Source organism: Pseudomonas putida, from assembly GCF_025905425.1.
GTDB classification, from domain to species: domain Bacteria; phylum Pseudomonadota; class Gammaproteobacteria; order Pseudomonadales; family Pseudomonadaceae; genus Aquipseudomonas; species Aquipseudomonas putida_AF.
The window spans coordinates 1,382,565-1,399,303 of the sequence record NZ_CP109603.1 but is presented as its reverse complement, the minus strand read 5'-3'; the positions used below and the strand labels follow the sequence as shown (position 1 = coordinate 1,399,303).

General features: G+C 60.5%; 16 protein-coding genes. 6 read left to right on the top strand and 10 right to left on the bottom strand.

The window, feature by feature from the left end:
• Nucleotides 1-93 precede the first annotated feature (93 nt).
• Both OGV19_RS06300 and greB read left to right on the top strand, forming a co-directional pair.
• Nucleotides 94-969 (top strand): helix-turn-helix domain-containing protein, encoded by an 876-nt coding sequence (locus OGV19_RS06300; RefSeq protein ID WP_264312588.1) that lies wholly within the window; start codon nt 94-96, stop codon nt 967-969.
• A gap of 81 nt (nt 970-1,050) precedes the next feature.
• On the top strand, nt 1,051-1,554 hold the full coding sequence (gene greB / locus OGV19_RS06295; RefSeq protein ID WP_264312587.1) for a transcription elongation factor GreB: 504 nt from the start codon (nt 1,051-1,053) through the stop codon (nt 1,552-1,554).
• Nucleotides 1,555-1,648: 94 nt separating this feature from the next.
• Here the strand turns inward: greB and OGV19_RS06290 are convergent, their stop codons facing one another.
• The 3 genes from OGV19_RS06290 to OGV19_RS06280 all read right to left on the bottom strand — a co-directional run bounded on the left by OGV19_RS06290 (nt 1,649) and on the right by OGV19_RS06280 (nt 4,131).
• A complete protein-coding gene (locus tag OGV19_RS06290; protein WP_264312586.1) occupies nt 1,649-1,966 on the bottom strand; it encodes a hypothetical protein in 318 nt (105 codons plus the stop codon).
• A 207-nt stretch (nt 1,967-2,173) separates the two neighbouring features.
• Complete coding sequence (locus OGV19_RS06285; RefSeq protein ID WP_264312585.1) at nt 2,174-2,611, bottom strand: DoxX family protein; 438 nt, start codon at nt 2,609-2,611, stop codon at nt 2,174-2,176.
• 113 nt (nt 2,612-2,724) lie between these two features.
• Nucleotides 2,725-4,131 carry an MltF family protein gene (locus OGV19_RS06280; protein ID WP_264312584.1) on the bottom strand — a complete coding sequence of 469 codons (1,407 nt, stop codon included), beginning with the start codon at nt 4,129-4,131 and terminating at the stop codon, nt 2,725-2,727.
• Nucleotides 4,132-4,289: 158 nt separating this feature from the next.
• On the opposite strand from OGV19_RS06280, the gene OGV19_RS06275 reads away from it, so the two are divergent.
• The 3 genes from OGV19_RS06275 (at nt 4,290) to OGV19_RS06265 (ending at nt 7,138) form a co-directional block, all read left to right on the top strand.
• A complete protein-coding gene (locus OGV19_RS06275; RefSeq protein WP_264312583.1) occupies nt 4,290-5,114 on the top strand; it encodes a TatD family hydrolase in 825 nt (274 codons plus the stop codon).
• Between the two features lie 88 nt (nt 5,115-5,202).
• A complete protein-coding gene (locus OGV19_RS06270; protein ID WP_264312582.1) occupies nt 5,203-6,681 on the top strand; it encodes a methyl-accepting chemotaxis protein in 1,479 nt (492 codons plus the stop codon).
• A gap of 88 nt (nt 6,682-6,769) precedes the next feature.
• Complete coding sequence (locus OGV19_RS06265; RefSeq protein WP_264312581.1) at nt 6,770-7,138, top strand: Mpo1-like protein; 369 nt, start codon at nt 6,770-6,772, stop codon at nt 7,136-7,138.
• 21 nt (nt 7,139-7,159) lie between these two features.
• On the opposite strand, the gene OGV19_RS06260 is transcribed toward OGV19_RS06265, so the two are convergent.
• The 3 genes from OGV19_RS06260 to OGV19_RS06250 form a co-directional block, all read right to left on the bottom strand.
• The gene (locus OGV19_RS06260) at nt 7,160-7,957 is read right to left on the bottom strand and encodes an acyl-CoA thioesterase (protein WP_264312580.1); all 798 of its coding nucleotides are present in this window, start codon (nt 7,955-7,957) and stop codon (nt 7,160-7,162) included.
• Between the two features lie 116 nt (nt 7,958-8,073).
• Entirely contained in the window at nt 8,074-8,841 is a 768-nt protein-coding gene (locus OGV19_RS06255; RefSeq protein WP_264312579.1) for a CHAD domain-containing protein, read from the bottom strand.
• 14 nt (nt 8,842-8,855) lie between these two features.
• Entirely contained in the window at nt 8,856-9,134 is a 279-nt protein-coding gene (locus OGV19_RS06250) for a hypothetical protein (RefSeq protein WP_264312578.1), read from the bottom strand.
• Nucleotides 9,135-9,295: 161 nt separating this feature from the next.
• Between OGV19_RS06250 and OGV19_RS06245 the strand changes: the two genes are divergently transcribed.
• Nucleotides 9,296-10,336 carry a patatin-like phospholipase family protein gene (locus OGV19_RS06245; protein WP_264312577.1) on the top strand — a complete coding sequence of 347 codons (1,041 nt, stop codon included), beginning with the start codon at nt 9,296-9,298 and terminating at the stop codon, nt 10,334-10,336.
• 73 nt (nt 10,337-10,409) lie between these two features.
• Here the strand turns inward: OGV19_RS06245 and OGV19_RS06240 are convergent, their stop codons facing one another.
• The 4 genes from OGV19_RS06240 to clpX all read right to left on the bottom strand — a co-directional run bounded on the left by OGV19_RS06240 (nt 10,410) and on the right by clpX (nt 16,734).
• Nucleotides 10,410-12,281 carry a SurA N-terminal domain-containing protein gene (locus OGV19_RS06240; protein ID WP_264312576.1) on the bottom strand — a complete coding sequence of 624 codons (1,872 nt, stop codon included), beginning with the start codon at nt 12,279-12,281 and terminating at the stop codon, nt 10,410-10,412.
• Between the two features lie 181 nt (nt 12,282-12,462).
• Nucleotides 12,463-12,735, bottom strand: coding sequence for an HU family DNA-binding protein (locus OGV19_RS06235; RefSeq protein ID WP_172220696.1), 273 nt, complete (start codon nt 12,733-12,735; stop codon nt 12,463-12,465).
• 152 nt (nt 12,736-12,887) lie between these two features.
• Nucleotides 12,888-15,284, bottom strand: a complete 2,397-nt coding sequence (lon, locus tag OGV19_RS06230; RefSeq protein WP_264312575.1) for an endopeptidase La — start codon at nt 15,282-15,284, stop codon at nt 12,888-12,890.
• A gap of 166 nt (nt 15,285-15,450) precedes the next feature.
• A complete protein-coding gene (clpX, locus tag OGV19_RS06225) occupies nt 15,451-16,734 on the bottom strand; it encodes an ATP-dependent Clp protease ATP-binding subunit ClpX (protein ID WP_033699106.1) in 1,284 nt (427 codons plus the stop codon).
• Nucleotides 16,735-16,739: the final 5 nt, after the last annotated feature.

Genomic DNA, 16,739 nt, shown 5'->3' with positions numbered 1-16,739 from the left:
TGCCTGTCTAAATATTGATACACTTGCAGCATGGCTTCGTCAAGCCGATCTGGTCGGACACGCGCACTCACCCAAAAATGATAAGGATTCTCAGTGAACCAGATTGATTACGAAGCGATCGGCGAGCGTCTTCGGGCATTTCGAATAGGCCGCCAGCTGAACGCCGATCAGGTCGCAGAGAAGCTCGGCATCTCGCGTGCCGCCGTCTACCGTCTTGAGCTCGGCAAAATCGTAAAGCTCGAAACGCTGGAACGCTTGGCAGAACTGTTGAAAGTGTCGCTAACCAGCCTGCTTGGCTCTGACACGGAATACTTCGACAATGCGTTGGGGTACTTCGAGCGCATGCGGCAGCTTGAAGCCAGGTCCAGCAGTATCATCTCCTACTTCGACCCGTTCTCGTACCTGCTGACAACGCCGGGGTATTCTGAGCTGTTCAAAACGATGCTCTACGAAGCCAGGCCTCAGGGTTTCAGTGCTGCGCAAGCGGCAATGGAGGACCAGATACTGAGTATTCTCGACGAACGGAAATCCACCTTTTCCCGACAAAAATTCCAAGTAAAGTCCATCGTCAGCTTGCGCCAGATCGAACGCTATCTGCACATTGGTTTGGTAGGCCGTTTGGATTTGCCGCCTAGCGTGCGAATGGAGCGAGCGCTGCTGGCACGACGAGAAATCGAGAACCTGATCAGTGTTGTGGATTCGAACAGCGATCATCCAAATATTTATCTGATCGATGAAGCACTGCCCAGCGCCACATTCCAGATCTTCGAACAGCCCACCACGCGCTACGTGGCGGTCAGTCCCTACCGCCTAGGCGAACTGCCTAATCTCCATGTGGGCATTGCCAGCGTGACCTCCTCGGCTCAAGCGGTAGACATGTACAAATCGATGTCCACCGATTTGCTGAGCCGCGCCTACTCAGGGCGTGATGCCACACAAAAACTTCAGCAACTGCTGGCAAAGCTGTGAGGGGTAAATGATCTTCCTGACGCTGCGCATGGCGCAAGCCCGTGCATTGTGACCAGACATTGAATCGATAACAGGCAAAGCATGGCTACTAATCTGATTACTGAAGCTGGCTATCAATCCTTGAAAGATGAGCTGGATTGGCTGTGGCGTGAAGAGCGACCGGAGATTACTAGAAAAGTAACCTGGGCGGCGTCTTTGGGCGACCGAAGTGAAAATGCGGACTATCAGTACAACAAAAAAAGGCTAAGGGAAATAGATCGCCGTGTACGGTACCTCCGCAAGCGGATCGAAGACCTTCGTGTCGTGCCTTACTCCCCCACTCAAGAAGGTAAGATTTTCTTTGGGGCCTGGGTAACTATTGTCAACGAGGCAGATGAGAGCAAGAAATTCCGCATTGTAGGCGGCGATGAAATTTACGATAGAAACGATTTTATTTCTATCGACTCACCCATGGCACGTGCGTGCATTGGCAAGGCAGTAGGGGATGAGATTGTGGTACGTACGCCAACGGGCGATGCCTTTTGGGAAATCACCGCAATTGAATACAGTGCGGTGGAAGACACCCCCCGATTCTCAAAACCCTGAAACGCCTCCAAACCAGCCACCGCCACGTCAAGCCGCAGACTGCAGCGATGGCCGATACTGAAAAGCACATGGGTTGCGCACAATAGCGTTCGCCTCAGCGGCGGGTAATCAGGCCTTGACGAGCGATGCGGGTGAGGTGGCCAATGACTTCAGCAGCCTCGGCCGAGGCCGGGGCCTGGATCACTGCCAGATCGAAACGGTCGTTGCCGTACTGCGCGAGATGGCAGCAGGCTTCGGTGAACTGAATAAGAAAGGCACGCGCCTGGCCCTTGCGACGTGAAAGGCCTTCGAGATGACGCAAAAGGGTGGGCTGATGCTGGCCACCGAGCAGGATGCGCGGTGTGCGTGAAGCCTGGCTGGCAGGCAACGGGCTTAAGCAGACACTAGTACGTGGGCTACGTGGGCAACTCATGGTGCTTCTCTCCGCCTCGCGAATCCCGCTGGGCAGCGGTGGGAGGCGTCACCGAACCAGCGCTTTAGCGGTATTTCGGATGACCTGGAGGGGCCTCTCCTGCGCCCCGCAAGTAGCTGTTTAAATCGGCGCAGTCGGTATGCTAGAGCTACACGCGCAAAGATTCAAGCCTCAAGCTGCACGTTGCAGCTTGAGGCCAAGCGCTTGTCAGCGGGCGATCAGGCGGTCGAGGGAGAAGCGGCCCGCACCTTCGATCATCACGGCCAGGGTGCCGGCCAGCAGGGCCAAGGCAAACTCATAGCCATTGTTGGACATGAACAGGCCATTGCCGATGTGCACCGAGAAGATCGCCACCACCAAGGTCACCGACAGTGCCAGGGCGGCCGGGCGAGCCAGCAGTCCGATCACCAGGGCCAGTCCGCCGAAGAACTCGGCACTGCCGGACAGCAAGGCCATCAGGTAACCCGGTGCCAGCCCGATGCTTTCCATCCACTGGCCGGTGCCCTCCAGGCCATAGCCGCCAAACAGGCCGAACAGCTTCTGCGCGCCATGCGCCATGAAGATGAGGCCGACCAGGATACGGATCACGCTGAGGCCAGCGCCTGCACGGGTAGCGATTACTGCGTTGAGGGTGGTGGTGTTCATGTTGAGGCGTCCTTGAAAGCGGGAAGATGTGTTGGAATGGGCGCCATAATAATCAATTGAATGAATATGAAAATCGCAAAAAACCCAAGATAACAATCGATAAAATCGATTTATCAGCGCTTGGCTACCCGCTCCAGCACCGCACGTTCACGATTGAACGCCAGGAAGTACTTGTTGACACTGTTAACGAAATTGACCGGCCCCATGCCCACCTGCTCCATCGCAATGCGCTCGGTCTGGAAGAACCACTGGTTGCCGTTGAGCCCACGCCGGCGCGCTTCGGCACGCATGGCCTGGACGCGCTCGGGCCCCAGGTTGTAGGCCGCCAGCACGAACGCCATGCGCTCTCGCTCGTTGATCTGGGGGCTGGCGAAGAACTTGCGCCGGATCAACGCCAGGTAGCGGGCACTGGCCTGGACATTGCCGTCAACCGTGGCGGTATTGCTCACCCCTACCCGCTGGGCGGCCGATGGCGTGATCTGCATCAGGCCATGGGCACCACCGGTGCCGCGTGCCGAAGGGTTGAGTGTCGATTCCTTGAAGCCCAGCGCGGCCAGATTGAGCCAGTCGATCTGCTGAGCCTGGCCATGCTTCTGCAGTACCGCACGCACCGCACTCAGGCGCTGGCGATCCTTGCTGGCCAAGGGGTTGTGCACACGGTACTGGCGGCGGTAGATACGCTCGAACGCGGCATCCTGGTTATCTGGCGCGCGATAGCCCTGAAGAAAGCGATCGACGGTGGCCAGCAACTGCGGCGCGTCGCGCCCCACATACCAGCGCATGGCTTGCGGCGCACCCAGGTGCACACGCGTGTCCAGGCGCAGACGCGGCATGACCCTGGCCCATCGCTGGGCAATCGGGCGCTCTACCACCGTCAGGTGGTAGATGCCGGCCTGGACCATCTCCAGCACATCCTCCACTGCCAGGGTGGAGTCCACCCACTCCACCTTGATCGGCGCACGCTTGCGCAGTGCCAGCTGCTGGTTCACCTGCTGGATCAAAGGGCCCGCAGCACTGGCGCTGGTCAGGGCCACTGTACGGCCGGACAACTGCTCGACATGGCTGAAGCTGCGCTCGCCTTTGCGCCCGACCAGCAACAACGGCACCTGGTCCAGCACCGGCGCGCTGCTGCTGACGCCCCGCACCACCACAGGGTCGAGCAGTTCGCCTGGCGCAGCCAGATCACCCTCGCCGCGCTGCAAGGCACCGAGCAACTGCTCCTTGGCCCGAGGGATGAGTTTCAGCTGGATCTGCTGCCCGTCAGCGGCGCGCGCATTCAGGTAATGCTCAAGCGCACGCAGGCGGTAGTATTCGATGCCGACGGGCTCGCCCTTGACCTCGCCAGAGCTGTTGCGGCTTTGATTGACCAACACCCGCAACACTTTGCTCGCACGAATCTGCTGCAGGTCACGCAACTTGCTGGGCGGGATATTCTGCTGCGGCCCTGGCAGGCGTGCGTGGGCGGCACCGGCAGAGGTCAGCCCAAGCATCAGCAGGAAGGTCAGCAGGTATCGCAGCATGCGAAAACGTGTCCGAGGTCGGTGGGCGGCGCTCATGTGGCATGGCCGCCTGGTGATAAATGACGGCAGAAGACCACAGCAACAGCATGAAGTTCTTGGTTTTTTCCGAAAAACGCGGATTTTGTTATGCTGGCCGGCCCGCGGCACGAGGTAGCACCATGCAACTGATCGATATCGGCGTCAACCTGACCAACAGCAGTTTCCACGACCAACAGGCCGCCATCGTCGAGCGCGCCATCGAAGCCGGCGTGGCACAGATGATCCTGACCGGTACCAGCCTTGCGGTCAGCGAGCAGGCACTGGAGCTGTGCCAGCAGTTGGACGCGGCCGCCGAACACCTGTTCGCCACCGCTGGCGTACACCCCCACGATGCCAAGTCTTGGGACGCCGGCAGCGAGCGACAACTGCGTCAGTTGCTGAATGAGCAACGCGTGCGTGCAGTCGGTGAGTGCGGCCTGGACTTCAACCGTGACTTCTCCCCTCGCCCACTACAGGAAAAGGCCCTGGAGGCCCAACTGGCGCTGGCAGCCGAACTGGGCTTGCCGGTGTTTCTGCACGAACGCGACGCCAGCGAGCGATTGCTGGCCATCCTCAAGGATTATCGGGACCACTTGACCGGCGCCGTGGTGCATTGCTTTACCGGCGAACGCGAAGCACTGTTCGCGTATCTGGACCTGGACCTGCACATTGGCATTACCGGCTGGATTTGTGACGAACGCCGTGGCACGCACCTGCACCCCCTGGTCGGCAACATCCCTGAGGGACGCCTGATGCTGGAGAGCGATGCGCCGTACCTGCTGCCGCGCAGCCTGAGGCCCAAGCCGAAAAACGGCCGTAACGAGCCGGCGTTTCTGCCCCAGGTGCTAAGGGAGGTGGCGCTACACCGAGGCGAGTCCGTGGAACACACGGCAGCCCATACAACCGCAGCGGCACGGGCATTCTTTCGGCTTGGCCAAGCCGCTCCATGCTCTGATTTTTCTTGATACACATCAAAAGGGCTTCTAGCGTGAGCAGGCACAATGATGGCACCTTGCCAATATTGTTTCCGCTCAACTCAGAGAAGACCTGCCCATGGGTGCCTGGCTTAGCAATGTTTCCCTGAAGTACAAATTTTGGGCCGTCAATGCGGTGGCCTTTGTCACGACCCTCTTGCTGGTGCTCTACGCCGTGCATCTTGAGCAGCGCGCCCGCGCGGACGCCGCTCAAGCCCAGGCCGCGGCACAGGCCCAGTTGTTGTCAGCCTGGCCCGCCGGGCAAGCACTGCCCCGGCAAGCCAATGTCATCAGCTGGTTGCCCGGCCAGACACCAAGCTTTGCCGGCGAACCGCTCGAAGCCCTGCGCAACGCCCAGGGCTGGGTCGATCTGCCCGCCGCATGGCTGCTGGGCGATAACCCGCTGCGCGGCGCCCAGGTGCTGCACAACGGCGACCAGCAGGTGGCCGTGCTGGCCCAGTCACCGAGCGTGCGTCAGGTGTTCATCGACCGCTTCACCAACTATGCCGTCTGTGTGCTGATACTGATGCTGGCCATGCTCGGCGCCTCGCAGTTGCTGATCCGCTTTCTGCTCAGCCAGCTCAACACCCTCAAAGACGTCATGCTGCACGTGGAGAAGACCGGCGATTTGTCGGCGCGCGTCCCCCTGGCGTGTGGCGACGAAGTCGGCCAGATGGCGGGCGCCTTCAACGCCATGCAGGCCACCTACCACCGCGTGGTCAGCACCGTGGCCCTCACCGCCGCGCAACTCGACTCCGGCGCCGCGCGCCTGGCGGCGAGCATGAACGACGTACGCCACGGCATGCTCGGCCAGCAGAGCGAGACCGACCAGGCCGCCACCGCCATCAACGAGATGTCCGCCACTGTGCACCACATCGCCCAGCATGCCGGTGCCACTCGCGATCTGTCGCAGACCGCAGATACCCTCGCTGGCAGTGGCCAGGAGGTGGTCAGCCGCGTTCAAGATTCGATTTCCGGGCTGTCCAGCGGCGTGCAACAGACCGCCGAGATGATTCGCCAACTGGCCGAGGACAGCCAGAAAATCAATGGCGTGGTCGGGGTGATTCACAGCATTGCCGAACAAACCAACTTGCTGGCACTCAATGCTGCCATCGAGGCAGCCCGTGCCGGTGATCTTGGCCGTGGCTTCGCGGTGGTCGCCGACGAGGTACGCAACCTGGCAAAGCGCGTGCAGACCTCCACTGACGAGATCACCACCATGGTCTCTGCGCTTCAATCCGGCACCCGCGATGCGGTTGAGTTCATGCAGGAGAGCTCGTACAAAGCCGACGATTGCGTCAGGCAGGCCCAGGCCGCTGGCGAGGCGCTGGCCGAGATTACCGGTGCGGTCGCGCAGATGCGCGAAAGCAACACCCAGATCGCCGTGGCGGCCGAGCAACAGAGCCAGGTGGCCGAAGAAATGAACCGGGCCGTGGTCAGCATCCGCGATGTCACCGAACACACCGTGCAACAGACCGTTGGTTCGGCCACCACCAGCAACGAACTGGCGACCCTGGCCGGCGAGCTGAACAAGGCGATTGGCCAGCTCAAGCTATAGTCAGCATTACCCGTCACGATAGCCAGCCTCGATTGGCCTCCTCCCGGGGGCCGCACTAAGCTTTGGGCATGACCGAGAGGAACTGCCCATGAGCAAACGCCTGCCCAACCTGCCCGCCTGGCAATGGCGTGGCTATCACCATAATCATCGCCACCCGGCCAACCTGGTGCTGCACTTGATCGCCGTGCCGCTGTTCGTTCTCGGCGCGCTGCTGATGCTGTCCGGCCTGTTCGCCCTGGACCTGGGTCAGATTGCCGTGGGCGTCATTTGCGTGATTGCAGGCCTGGGCCTGCAGCGCCAGGGGCATCGCCTGGAGGCCGAGCAACCCGAGCCGTTCGCCAACCGCAAGGACGCTGTGCAGCGCTTGCTGACCGAACAGTTCATCACCTTCCCACGCTTTGTGCTGAGCGGCGCTTGGTGGCGCGCCTGGCGCGAACGGCACAAGCACCGCCACTGAACACTGTCACCGGCTTGTGGGCTACGCAAAAACCGTGACCGTCTGCCGGCTCAACGCCAGTAGCTCGCCTTCTGCCGACCACAGGGCCGCTGCGGCATGCCCATAACCATCACGCGCGTGCTCGGTCTCGACGCAATAGCGGCACCAGTCCAGTGTCGAGAGCGTGGGCGTTGGCTGGATGAATTCGATGGTCCAGGTCAGCGTACTACCCGCTGCCGGTTGCTTCAGGTAAGGCAACAGGCTAGGCGGCCAGGCGTCGACCAGGGCCAGCAGGTGAGACACGTTCAGCGGCTCGTCAGCGATGTCCCGCAGCCTCACCCAACCGCCCATATGCCGTGAATCGTTGCCACTGAACGGCAGCCCACCCACGGCCCAACGCAGGGCTATATGGCGCATGAACTCCGGTGTCAGCCCTTTGATATAGGGAAGCTCAGGGCCGGCTTGCGCCAACGGTTTCATGGCGAAAGCAGGCTGCGCCGGGACGTCCACCACCGAGGGGCGGCCAGCACCGAAATTGCCCTGCACCAGCGTTACGACCTGCCCGTCCTGCACCGCACGGCCGAGCAAGGTACTGACTGCCTTGCCCTCACGCAGCACTTCGACTTCGAAACGAATAGGCACATCCGCCGCCGCAGGAGCGACGAAGCTGATGGCCAAGGAACGCACCGGGCGGTCATCGGCCAGTTTCAGGCGCATCGCCTCGTAGACCATGGCGGCCATCAATCCACCGAAGGCTGCGCGGCCCTGGGCCCACGAAGCAGGCACCGAAACCGATTGAGGATTGGCTCGAACGGCGTCGAGCAATTGGGTGAAATTCATGGCAAGGGGGCTCCTGCACCGTGTCGATCCGGGGCACGCCGTTCACGCGCCCTGCATCGAATCATACTAACCAGCCAGTGCGCACCGATCAGGCCCTGAATCGGTCATTTGCCGGGCTATCGCTGCTTCAACGCTGCCTGCAAGGCATCCAGCGTGACATCGGATTTGCCTTCGGCCTCATGCAGCTGCTGCTCCCAGTCGAGTGTGCATGCGGCCAGCTCGGCATGCTCGCGGGCCTGCAGCAACCATTGCAGACGGTCATGCCACGTACCCAGATCACCCTGAGCCTTTTTCAACAAGCCTTGCAGTTTTTTTCCGGCATGCTCAAGTTGCGGATAGGCCTCATCGCCATAGCGTGCACGCTTGATCAACAACCGCAGCCGATGCCGATCATGGGCAGGGTCAGCCAGCGCCTTGCGCAGCTTGCGCCATTGCTTGTCCAGGCGCTTGTCGATGCGCTTGTCCAGCGCATCGACCAGGCCCTCGCGATCAGCGGCGCGCAGGAACAACGGGAACGCATCCACGATCACCAGCAGACGGGTCAGTTGCGCGCTGCCTGCCACACTGGCAAAGGCCTTGCCACGCCCCGCCAGCCGTTGCAGCCCCGCCTCGGTCATGCCCCGCCCGAGCAACTCGGCCGCCAGCACTTCACGGTCACGTAACGGCGTTGTCAACGTGCCCAGGGCCTTGGCGGCGTCCTCCAGTTGCTCGACACCCGGTAACCCTTGCAGCGGCCGCAGCAGGCTGCGCAAGCGCCGTACAGCGATGCGCAGGTCGTGCAGTGCCTCGCTGTCGGTGTCGGCGGCAAGGCGCTCGCGGCAGGCCAGCAGGCGCACCTGCAAGGCCAGAATCTGTGACACCACATGATCGAGCATGGCAGACATGGAACGCTCCTCGGTCAGCGGCCAGCGCGCGACTCACGAATGTAGAAACGCGCCTTCTCGGCCTTTTTGGTACAGCCTTCAAAACCTTCGAACTGCTGTTGGGTCTTGGCGCCGGTCAGCAGCGACAAGGCCTTCGAATAACTCACAGTACCGGCAAAACCTTCGGCCTTGGCCAGGTCGAGCTCCTTCCAGGCGGCATCCAGCTGGGTCGCGCAGCTGTCACGGTAGGCCGTCTTGCCCGCACAGCCAGCCAGGGCCAGGGCAATCAGTGGAAGGTAGATCCAGGCTTTCATCGGTAATTCCTCAAAGTGAAAAGAGTGGCTGTTCGACGCACAGGCAATCAAAAAGTGCCCGCGCGGGGCTTTGCTTAGCGTAGATCAGCGCGGTCTACATTGAAGCACAGGCAGCAATGGGTGCATTGTTAAACCATGGTTGCACAGGCCGAGGGAAAATCATGAGCAAACGCGTGGCGCTGGTACTGGGATCGGGTGGTGCAAGAGGGTATGCGCACATCGGTGTGATCGAAGAAATAGAGCGGCGCGGTTACGACATCGCCTGCATCGCCGGCTGCTCCATGGGGGCGGTGATTGGCGGCATCTACGCTGCTGGCAAGCTTGAGGAGTATCGCAACTGGATCGAAAGCCTCGACTACCTGGATGTGCTGCGCCTGGTGGACGTCAGCTTTCGCCTCGGTGCAATCCGTGGTGACAAGGTATTCGGCCAGATCCGCAAGATCGTCGGCGAAATCAATATCGAGCAGTTGCGTATCCCTTACACCGCAGTGGCCACCGACCTTACCAACCAGCAGGAAATCTGGTTTCAGGAGGGCTGCCTGCACCAGGCCATGCGGGCTTCGGCGGCAATCCCCAGCCTGTTCACGCCGGTGATGCAGGGCAACCGCATGCTGGTCGATGGCGGCATTCTCAACCCGCTGCCGATTGTGCCGGTGGTGTCCAGCCACTGCGACCTGATCATCGCCGTCAACCTCAACGCCACCAACCAGAAGCAGTACCACTTGCCCGTGATCGAACGCCCGGCAGCCTTCAAGATGCGCTTCGATGCGCTGCTCAGCTCCCTGGGTTCACGCCTGCCCTTCCGGCGCAAGCCTGCAGAAGAACTGATACGTATCGAACAGGAGATCGTTGCCGAAGGGCTGGCGCCGCCCAGCCCTTGGCTGGCGGGCACCGCAGACCCGGAAGGCCAGCAGCCGGCGGCGGCGCCCGAACGCGAAGGTGCGCCCAAGTCAGCCACCGGCTCATTCATCATCGACAACGTCGGGCCTGCCTCACTGCTGGACCTGATCAACCAGAGCTTCGAGGTCATGCAGACCTCGTTGGCGCAGTACAAGATCGCAGGGTATCCACCCGACGTGCTGATCAACGTGCCCAAGCGGGTTTGCCGGTTTTTCGAGTTCTACAAGGCACCAGAACTGATTGCCCTGGGGCGGGAGATTGCGCGGGATACGCTGGACAACTATGAAGGGGCGAAGCGTTAGGAGGCCGCTCCTACAAAGGGCCAGAAACAAGACAGGCCGCATTACGCGGCCTGTCTTGTCATGCAACGATCACTCAGTAACGGGTGATATCAGCATTGGCTTCCAACTGCTTGCGATAGGCAGCGAAGTCCTGCTGGCCAGCACGCGAAGCGAGGTAGCGGCGGATTTGCTGCTTCTCTTCATCGGTGGCGGCGGCGCCTTCGTTGACACCTTTAAGCTGCAAGACGACCAGGCTGCCATCGCCCAGGACCACACTGCCGTACACCGGCTTGTCCTTGGCTTGCGGCTTGCCCAGGCGGAACACGGCCTGCAGCTCGGCCGGGTCGATACCGTCCTCACCACGGGTCACCGCCTCATAGGCTTTCCAGCCCTGGCCTTCATGGACGCTGTCAGCGGCGATGGAGCCATCACGCAGGCCGGCAATCAGCTTGTCCGCCTTGGTCTTGAGCTCGGCAGTCGCCTTCTCTTTGGCCAGGTGTTCGCTGATGGTCTTGGCCACCGCTTCCAGCGGCAGTTGCTCCGGCTTGCGGTGCTCCTTGACGCGCAGCACGACGGTGGTTTCCGGATCGAGCTCGATGGCGGTGCTGTTGGCACCCTCCTCCAGCACTTCCTCGGAGAACGCCGCCTGAACCACCGCACGGTTGGCAGTGATGCCTTCGCCGCCCTCACGACCGAACGCTGCTGAGGTTTGCACCTTCAGGTTCAGGTCCTGTGCTGGCTGACCCAGGTCAGACGCCTCGTAGGCCGCATCCTGCAGCTGCTTGCTGGCGTCGACGTAGCGCTGTTCGACCAGCGGGATCTTCAGGTCACGGGTGAGCTTGTCCTTGAGGCTGGCGAAGCTTGGCACTTCCGGCGCTTCAACACCCAGCAGCTTGATCAGGTGATAACCGAACTCGGTGCGAACCGGGGCCGATACCTGGCCATCCTTCAGCTGGTACAACGCATCCTCGAAGGCCGGGTCGTACACGCCTGGGCCGGCGAAGCCGAGGTCACCACCGCTGTTGGCCGAACCTGGGTCCTGGGAGAACTCCTTGGCCAGTGCGGCGAAGTCTTCACCCTTGGCCAGGCGCTGCTCGATCTCTTCGGCACGGGCTTTGGCCTGGGCGTCGGTGACCTTGTCGTTGACCTCGATGAGAATGTGCGCGGCATGGCGCTGCTCGGCGAGGTTGGCGATCTCTTTCTCGTACTGGGCCTTGAGCTCGTCGTCGCTAACCTTGACCTGGTCGAAGAACACCGACTTCTTCAGCTCGATGTAGTCGATCACCACCTGGTCAGGCGACATGAACTCCTTGGCATGCTTGTCGTAGTGCGCCTTGACCTCGTCATCGCTGACGTTCACCGCGGCCGGATCGGCCTTGAAGGTCAGGGAGGCGAAATCACGGGTCTGCTTCTCCAGACGGGCGAACGCTTCGACCTGCTTGTCAGTGACGAAGCTGCTGCCGGCAAGGCCGGTGCGCAGCTGGCCGATGAGCATTTCTTCGGCGAGCATGTCGCGGAATTGCAGGCGGCCGTAGCCCATCTGGCGAATGACCTGGTCGAAACGATCGGCGTTGAACTTGCCGTCAACCTGGAACTCCGGAGTCTGCAGGATCACTTCATCCAGCGCGGCCTCGGAGAAGGCGAACTTGGCATCTTCGGCACCTTGCAACAGCAGCTTGCGCGTGACCAGGCCCTTGAGCGCCTCATCTCGCAGCAGCTTGTCATCCAGCAGCGCAGGGTCAAAATCCTTGCCCAACTGTTGCACCAGCTGGCGGCGCTGCATGTCGGCCGCCTGGCTCAGCTCGTTCTGGCTGATGGTCTGGCCGTTCACCTTGGCGGCGTCCTGGCTATGGCTGGCTGCCTGGAAAATGGCCTCGAAACCGGTCAACGCCATCAACACGACGATAAGGCCGATGATGGTCTTGGCAATCCAACCTTGTGAATTGTCCCTGATATTTTGCAGCATGCGTCCCCCAGAAACGGCTGTACCACTGCGTCGACAACCGCGGAGCGTGGGTAGAATCCTGATAAAAGAAAGGCGCATCCGAGGATGCGCCTTTTCTTAGCAAACGTGTCAGGCGGGAACGTTTGCGACCCGCCTCACGTGCTCGGACCTGGCCAGGCCGGGTCCGGCTGAAAGAGACGACTTAGTTGACGGCGTCTTTCAGGCCTTTGCCAGCCTTGAAGCCTGGAACCTTGGCAGCTTCAATCTTGATTGCCTTACCAGTTTGCGGGTTGCGGCCGGTGCGCTCGGCGCGATCCTTGACCGAGAAGGTACCGAAACCTACCAGTACCACGTCGTCACCTGCTTTCAGGGCACCGGTCACGGAGTCAATTACTGCGTCCAGCGCGCGGCCGGCTACAGCTTTCGGGATGTCTGCAGAAGCGGCGATAGCGTCAATCAGTTCCGACTTGTTCACTCTAAGTCCCCTTATTTCTCTATTGAGTTTGTTTCTAAGTATGTAATGAAAAGCGTATGAAACGAGCGCTGGGTGGCCTGATAACAATAGCGTGCCGCTTTATAGCAAGGCCCCGAAAAAACTGTCAAGGAAAGCCCCCCAGCCAAAAACTACTAATGCGTGCTGATTCTTTCCTTAGCATCGCTGTCGCGCTTCTCATCCTTCGCGACAATCTCCGGAGCCACATCTGGCAAGGGCTCCGGGGCGTATTGCAGCGCAATTTGCAGGACTTCGTCAATCCATTTGACCGGTTTGATCTGAAGATCCTGTTTGATATTTTCCGGAATCTCCTTCAGATCGCGAACATTCTCCTCGGGAATGATCACCGTCTTGATGCCGCCACGGTGTGCCGCCAGCAGTTTTTCCTTCAAACCGCCAATGGCCAACACCTGGCCACGCAGGGTGATTTCACCGGTCATGGCCACGTCGGCACGCACCGGAATCTGCGTCAGCGCCGAAACCAGCGCAGTGCACATGCCAACGCCGGCACTCGGGCCATCCTTGGGCGTGGCACCTTCTGGCATGTGGATGTGCACATCGTGCTTCTCATGGAAGTCGGCTGCAATGCCCAGGCTGCGGGCGCGGCTGCGCACCACGGTCTGCGCGGCAGTGATCGACTCGACCATGACATCGCCCAGAGAGCCGGTCTTGATCAGTTGGCCCTTGCCGGGAATGACCACAGCCTCGATGGTCAGCAGTTCGCCACCCACCTGGGTCCATGCCAAGCCGGTCACCTGGCCGATCTGGTCCTGCTGCTCGGCAAGGCCGTAGCGGAACTTGCGCACGCCCAACAGGTGTTCGAGCTGCTCGCTGGCCACCTTGACCTTGACCTGCTTCTGCCCGGTATGTTCCTTGACCACCTTGCGGCAGACCTTGGCAATCTGCCGCTCCAGGCCCCGCACACCGGCTTCGCGGGTGTAGTAGCGGATGATGTCGCGGATCGCCGAGACGTCGATCTCGAGCTCTTCCTTCTTCAAACCGTTGGCCTTGACCTGCTTTGGCACCAGGTACTTGACCGCGATGTTGATCTTCTCGTCTTCGGTGTAGCCCGGCAGACGGATGACTTCCATCCGGTCCAGCAGTGCCGGCGGGATGTTCATCGAGTTCGAGGTGCACAGGAACATCACATCCGAGAGGTCGTAATCGACTTCCAGGTAGTGGTCGTTGAAGTTGTGGTTCTGCTCGGGGTCGAGCACCTCGAGCAATGCGGAGGCAGGGTCGCCACGCATGTCGCTGCCCATCTTGTCGATTTCGTCGAGCAGGAACAGCGGGTTACGCACCCCTACCTTGGTCATCTTCTGAATCAGACGACCCGGCATGGAGCCAATGTAGGTGCGACGATGGCCACGGATCTCGGCCTCGTCACGCACGCCGCCCAAGGCCATGCGTACGAACTTGCGGTTGGTGGCGGCAGCGATCGACTCGGCCAGCGAGGTCTTGCCCACGCCAGGCGGGCCAACCAGGCACAGCACCGGGCCGCGGATTTTCTTGACGCGCTTTTGCACGGCAAGGTATTCGAGGATACGTTCCTTGACCTCTTCGAGGCCATAGTGGTCGGCATCGAGGATTTCTTCAGCCTTGGCCAGGTCCAGGCGCACCTTGCTCTGGGCCTTCCACGGCACCTGCACAAGCCAGTCGAGGTAAGAGCGAACCACCGTGGCCTCGGCCGACATCGGCGACATCTGCTTGAGCTTGTTCAGCTCGGCCTGGGCTTTGGTCAGGGCATCTTTGGGCAGGCCAGCCGCTTCGATGCGCTTTTTCAGCTCTTCGACTTCGTTGTGGCCTTCGTCGCCATCACCGAGCTCCTTCTGAATGGCCTTCATCTGCTCATTCAGGTAGTACTCGCGCTGGCTGCGCTCCATTTGTTTCTTGACCCGACCACGGATGCGCTTCTCGACCTGCAACAGGTCGATCTCGGCATCCAGCAGCGCCAGCACGTGCTCGACGCGGGTCGCCAGGTCGACGATCTCGAGGATTTCCTGCTTCTGTTCGATCTTCAGCGCCATGTGCGCGGCCATGGTATCGACCAGGCGGCCAGGCTCTTCGATGCTGTTCAACGAGGACAGCACTTCGGCAGGGACTTTTTTGCCCAGTTGCACGTACTGTTCGAACTGCGACAGCAACGTGCGCACGAAGACCTCAGACTCGCGCTCGGCGGCGTCGACTTCGTCGATCAGGGAGACTTCGGCACGGATGTGCCCTTCCACTTCCGTGAAGCGCTCTACCGCGCCACGCTGCTCGCCTTCGACCAACACCTTGACGGTGCCATCGGGCAGCTTGAGCAATTGCAGTACGGTGGCAACGGTGCCGACGCGGTACAGGGCATCTTCGCCTGGATCGTCATCGGCCGGGTTTTTCTGGGCCAGCAGCAGAATCTGCTTCTCGCCCGTCATCGCGGCCTCTAGGGCTTCAATGGATTTTTCGCGCCCCACAAACAGCGGGATGACCATGTGCGGGTAAACAACGACATCGCGCAATGGCAAAAGAGGCAAGTCGAGGGTGGTCTTCATGATTTCGCCTCTAACAGCGGCCTTTATGGCCGGAAACCGGTGGAAATGATGCTTGGACCTAATGTGGGGGCACGCCTGGGAAATTACAAGCGCTTGCGCAGGAAAAGCAGAAAGGGGCCCGTAGGCCCCTTTCTTGCTTGCAACCAACAACTGACGTTCACCTGAATCAGGCGTCAGGTGCGGCCTTGGCTTGCGGCTCGCTGTTCTCGTAGATCATCAGCGGCTGCGAAGTACCCTCGATGACACTCTCATCGATCACCACCTTGCTGACATCCTTCTGCGAAGGGATCTCGTACATGGTGTCGAGCAGCACGCCTTCGAGGATCGAACGCAGGCCACGGGCGCCGGTCTTGCGCTCCAACGCCTTGCGAGCAACGGCCTTGAGTGCATCGCTGCGGAACTCGAGGTCAACGCTTTCCATCTCGAACAGCTTGGCATACTGCTTGGTCAGCGCGTTCTTCGGCTCGGTGAGGATCTGCATCAAAGCAGCCTCATCCAGCTCATCGAGCGTCGCCAGTACTGGCAGACGGCCAACGAATTCAGGGATCAGGCCAAACTTGACCAGATCGTCCGGCTCGACTTCACGCAAGGACTCGCCAACTTTCTTGCCTTCTTCCTTGCTGCGTACTTCCGCGCTGAAACCGATGCCACCCTTGGTGGAGCGGTTCTGGATGACCTTTTCCAGGCCAGAGAACGCGCCACCGCAAATGAACAGGATGTTGCGGGTATCAACCTGCAGGAATTCCTGTTGCGGGTGCTTGCGCCCACCTTGCGGTGGAACCGAAGCAACGGTGCCTTCGATCAGTTTCAACAGCGCCTGCTGCACGCCTTCGCCCGAGACGTCACGGGTGATGGACGGGTTGTCCGACTTGCGCGAAATCTTGTCGATCTCGTCGATGTAGACAATGCCCATCTGGGCTTTTTCCACGTCGTAGTCGCACTTTTGCAGCAGCTTTTGAATGATGTTCTCGACGTCCTCACCCACATAACCGGCTTCGGTCAGGGTGGTGGCATCGGCAATGGTGAACGGTACGTTCAGCAGACGCGCAAGGGTTTCGGCGAGCAGGGTCTTGCCCGAGCCAGTAGGCCCGATGAGCAGGATGTTGCTCTTGCCAAGTTCGACTTCGTCGCCCTTCTTGTCACGCTGGTTAAGGCGCTTGTAGTGGTTGTACACCGCTACGGCCAGCACCTTCTTCGCGCGCTCCTGACCAATCACGTACTGGTCCAGGATGCCGCTGATTTCTTTCGGCGAAGGCAATTTGTGCGCGCTGCTCTCGGCCTGGGCTTCCTGCACCTCCTCACGGATGATGTCATTGCACAGGTCGACGCACTCGTCGCAGATAAATACCGAGGGCCCGGCAATCAATTTGCGCACTTCGTGCTGGCTTTTGCCGCAGAAGGAGCAATAGAGCAATTTGCCGCTGTCCTCGCCGTTACGGGTGTCAGTCATTCGAT

Excerpts from the sequence above, each read along its gene's own strand:
- clpX (WP_033699106.1), bottom strand. The coding sequence starts at position 16,734 with ATGACTGACACCCGTAACGGCGAGGACAGCGGCAAATTGCTCTATTGC.
- OGV19_RS06255 (WP_264312579.1), bottom strand. The coding sequence starts at position 8,841 with ATGTCTGCCATGCTCGATCATGTGGTGTCACAGATTCTGGCCTTGCAG.
- OGV19_RS06265 (WP_264312581.1), top strand. The coding sequence starts at position 6,770 with ATGAGCAAACGCCTGCCCAACCTGCCCGCCTGGCAATGGCGTGGCTAT.
- OGV19_RS06280 (WP_264312584.1), bottom strand. The coding sequence starts at position 4,131 with ATGCTGCGATACCTGCTGACCTTCCTGCTGATGCTTGGGCTGACCTCT.
- lon (WP_264312575.1), bottom strand. The coding sequence starts at position 15,284 with ATGAAGACCACCCTCGACTTGCCTCTTTTGCCATTGCGCGATGTCGTT.
- greB (WP_264312587.1), top strand. The coding sequence starts at position 1,051 with ATGGCTACTAATCTGATTACTGAAGCTGGCTATCAATCCTTGAAAGAT.
- OGV19_RS06275 (WP_264312583.1), top strand. The coding sequence starts at position 4,290 with ATGCAACTGATCGATATCGGCGTCAACCTGACCAACAGCAGTTTCCAC.
- OGV19_RS06270 (WP_264312582.1), top strand. The coding sequence starts at position 5,203 with ATGGGTGCCTGGCTTAGCAATGTTTCCCTGAAGTACAAATTTTGGGCC.
- OGV19_RS06260 (WP_264312580.1), bottom strand. The coding sequence starts at position 7,957 with ATGAATTTCACCCAATTGCTCGACGCCGTTCGAGCCAATCCTCAATCG.
- OGV19_RS06250 (WP_264312578.1), bottom strand. The coding sequence starts at position 9,134 with ATGAAAGCCTGGATCTACCTTCCACTGATTGCCCTGGCCCTGGCTGGC.
- OGV19_RS06285 (WP_264312585.1), bottom strand. The coding sequence starts at position 2,611 with ATGAACACCACCACCCTCAACGCAGTAATCGCTACCCGTGCAGGCGCT.
- OGV19_RS06245 (WP_264312577.1), top strand. The coding sequence starts at position 9,296 with ATGAGCAAACGCGTGGCGCTGGTACTGGGATCGGGTGGTGCAAGAGGG.
- OGV19_RS06240 (WP_264312576.1), bottom strand. The coding sequence starts at position 12,281 with ATGCTGCAAAATATCAGGGACAATTCACAAGGTTGGATTGCCAAGACC.
- OGV19_RS06290 (WP_264312586.1), bottom strand. The coding sequence starts at position 1,966 with ATGAGTTGCCCACGTAGCCCACGTACTAGTGTCTGCTTAAGCCCGTTG.